Annotated in this window: 4 protein-coding genes; all 4 read left to right on the top strand. The window is 70.5% G+C overall.

Translation table 11 applies throughout. From position 1 onward, the window contains the following. The coding region (locus tag RMO85_RS06025) for a matrixin family metalloprotease (RefSeq protein WP_310527446.1) at window positions 1-420 on the top strand (420 nt) is incomplete at its 5' end. A gap of 76 nt (window positions 421-496) precedes the next feature. Further along, on the top strand, window positions 497-1,645 hold the full coding sequence (locus RMO85_RS06020) for an endonuclease (protein ID WP_310527437.1): 1,149 nt from the start codon (window positions 497-499) through the stop codon (window positions 1,643-1,645). A gap of 147 nt (window positions 1,646-1,792) precedes the next feature. Beyond that, window positions 1,793-2,296, top strand: coding sequence for a hypothetical protein (locus RMO85_RS06015; protein ID WP_310527429.1), 504 nt, complete (start codon window positions 1,793-1,795; stop codon window positions 2,294-2,296). Between the two features lie 150 nt (window positions 2,297-2,446). Beyond that, a partial coding sequence (locus tag RMO85_RS06010; RefSeq protein WP_310527425.1) for an acyl-ACP desaturase occupies window positions 2,447-2,975 on the top strand: 529 nt, incomplete at its 3' end.

Genomic DNA, 2,975 nt, shown 5'->3' with positions numbered 1-2,975 from the left:
ACGGGGCTGGTCTTCGAAGACGACGGAAGCACGGACAGGCGTCCCTTCACCGCGCAGTTCGTCCCGATCGGCACGGACCGGCCGGTCATCATCGGGTGGGGCACGGCCACCGAGTTCCCGGACCTCGCAGGCGACGTCGCCGGCATCGGTGGCGGCGCGGCCGAGGAAGGCATCCTGGGTCATCGCTACCTGGTGACCGGTGGGGTCGCGCTCGACACGGACGCCTTCACCGTCGCGGAGGTGACGCACCGGCCGCGCACCCTGGAGGCGATCGTGCTGCACGAGCTCGCGCACGTCGTCGGGCTCGATCACGTCAACGAGCCGACCGAGCTGATGGCCGCCATCAACAGCGGCCAGATCGGCTACGGGCCCGGCGATCGCGAGGGCCTGGCTCGGCTGGGATCGCTCCCCTGCGCCTGAGCGTTCCTCCACCCGTCGCCGTCCCGTCGTCGCGACGCCCTTCCCAGGGCCACCGCGCTACGGCAGGCTCCGGGTCATGAACCGTCATCTCGGGACGGGTCGGGCGCTCGCGCTCGCCCTCATCAGTGCCCTCATCGTCGCCCTCGCCCCGCTCAGTCCCCCGGCGCTGGCCGCCGCACCCCTCACCGTGTCGCAGGCGATCGGCCAGCAGGACGGGTCAGCACAGACCGTTCGCGGCTACGTCGTCGGGCAGCCCACCGCGACCGGCACTGTCGTGACGTCGGGTTTCCCCAACGACTACGCCCTCGCCATCGCCGACTCGGCGAGCCAGGCCAGCACGACGCAGATGCTCTACGTCCAGATCCCCACGGCGTTCCGCGCACAGTGGGGGCTGCGCACCAACCCCAGCCTCATGGGCAAGCAGATCGACGTGACGGGCGCGATGGCGGCGTACTTCTCGCACCCGGGCCTGACAGGTGCCACGGCCTTCGCGTTGGCCGGGGGCGTCACCCCGCCACCCCCGGGGGGCACCAGCCCGTGGGACGGCACCTACTACGCGCCCGCGATCGGCACGTCGGGCACTGCGCTGCGGACCTCGCTGCACGGCATCATCGACGGCAACACGCAGTTGTCCTACGCCCAGGTGTGGACCGCGCTCCAGGACACCGACCAGGACCCGACCAACACCGCCAACGTCATCGAGCTCTACTCCGGCAGGTCGATCTCCAAGACATCCAACGGCGGCGGCGTCGACGACTGGAACCGCGAGCACGTCTGGGCGCAGAGCCACGGCGGCTTCGGCACGACCCCGGGTCCCGGCACCGACGTCCACCACCTCCGCCCCGAGGACGTGACCGTCAACGGCACGCGTGGCAACAAGGACTTCGACCTCGGCGGCTCGACCGTCGCGCAGTGCACCGACTGCTGGACCGACGCCGACTCCTTCGAGCCCCGCGACGCGGTCAAGGGCGACGTGGCGCGGATGCTCTTCTACATGGCGATCCGCTACGAGGGCGACGACGGCTTCCCCGACCTCGAGCTCAACAACTCGATCAACGGTTCCACGCCGTGGCACGGCAAGACGTCGATCCTGCTGCAGTGGAACACCGAGGACCCGGTGTCGACCTTCGAGATGCGTCGCAACGACCGCATCCACTCGACCTGGCAGGGCAACCGCAACCCGTTCATCGACCACCCGGAGTGGGCGACGGCGATCTGGAACTGAGCCGGCTGCACCGCAGCCAACCGGCCGGCGTGCTCCTGCGGGACCTATGGCGCCCTGGCCGTGCCGGACGGCCCTGCCTCACCCCTCCTGGGCGCGGCACGCTTGGCGGTGAGGGCACAACGCGTGTCCTCGGAAGGAGTTCGCGAGATGAGCACCCTGGTGGTCCATGAGTCCATGTGGGGCAACACCCGAGCTGTCGCCGAGGCAGTCGCCGCCCGGCTCGGCGACGACGCCACGATCGTCGAGGTGGGCCAGGCGCCGGTGCCGCTGCCTGCCGACGTCGACCTGCTGGTCGTCGGGGGGCCGACGCACGCGTTCTCGATGAGTCGCTCCTCCACCCGCGAGGACGCGGTGGTCAAGGGTGCGGAGCCGGGTCACACGGCACGCGGCATCCGGGAGTGGCTGGGCGAGCTGCCGGAGTCGGACCACGTGGACGTCGCGACGTTCGACACCCGCGTCGACAAGGTCCGACACCTTCCGGGCTCGGCCGCCAAGGCGGCGGGCAAGGAGGTCCGGCGCCACCACCTGGGCCGGTTGGTGAGCACGGAGAGCTTCTACGTCGGCGACATGGCCGGCCCGCTCCTCGACGGCGAGCTCGACCGGGCTGCCGCCTGGGCCGACACCTTGTCCTCGCGGCCGGTCACGCGCTAGCAAATCAAGGACCTTGGGCGAGTCCAGCCCATCACGGCCCGAGGCGGTCGGTTGCCCACGACCCACCGCGTCGTCATCCGCCCAGCCTGGGCAGAGTGGGTGGCTCCGTACCCCTGTTCACGGGGGCCGCGACGGGTGTAGGCATGGATCATGGCTGACCTCGAAAGCGCCCAACTACTCGCGGAGCTCGAACCCACCGTCGCGGACAACCTCAATCGACACATGGCCACGGCCGACGAGTGGATGCCGCATGAGTACGTGCCCTGGAGCCTCGGTCGCGACTTCGCCGACCTGGGCGGGGACCCGTGGGAGGTCGCGCAGTCGCAGCTGTCGCCGATCGCCCGGACGGCGCTCGAGGTCAACCTGCTGACCGAGGACAACCTGCCCAGCTATCACCGCGAGATCGACCGCGCCTTCGGCCGGGACAGCGCCTGGGGCACCTGGGTCAACCGCTGGACCGCGGAGGAGGGTCGGCACGCCTTCTGCATCCGCGACTACCTCCTGGTCACCCGCGGCGTCGATCCCGTCGAGCTCGAGCGGGCGCGGATGGAGACGATGGAGACCGGCTACGAGGCGCTCGACAAGTCGCTGCTCAACGTCTGCGCCTACGTCTCGTTCCAGGAGCTGGCCACCCGCATCTCGCACCGCAACACCGGGCGCTACACCGCGGAGCCGATCG

Source organism: Nocardioides sp. (assembly GCF_031422975.1).
Lineage (GTDB): Bacteria > Actinomycetota > Actinomycetes > Propionibacteriales > Nocardioidaceae > Nocardioides.
This window is presented reverse-complemented; position numbering and strand designations above follow the sequence as displayed.

Excerpts from the sequence above, each read along its gene's own strand:
- RMO85_RS06020 (WP_310527437.1), top strand. The coding sequence starts at position 497 with ATGAACCGTCATCTCGGGACGGGTCGGGCGCTCGCGCTCGCCCTCATC.
- RMO85_RS06015 (WP_310527429.1), top strand. The coding sequence starts at position 1,793 with ATGAGCACCCTGGTGGTCCATGAGTCCATGTGGGGCAACACCCGAGCT.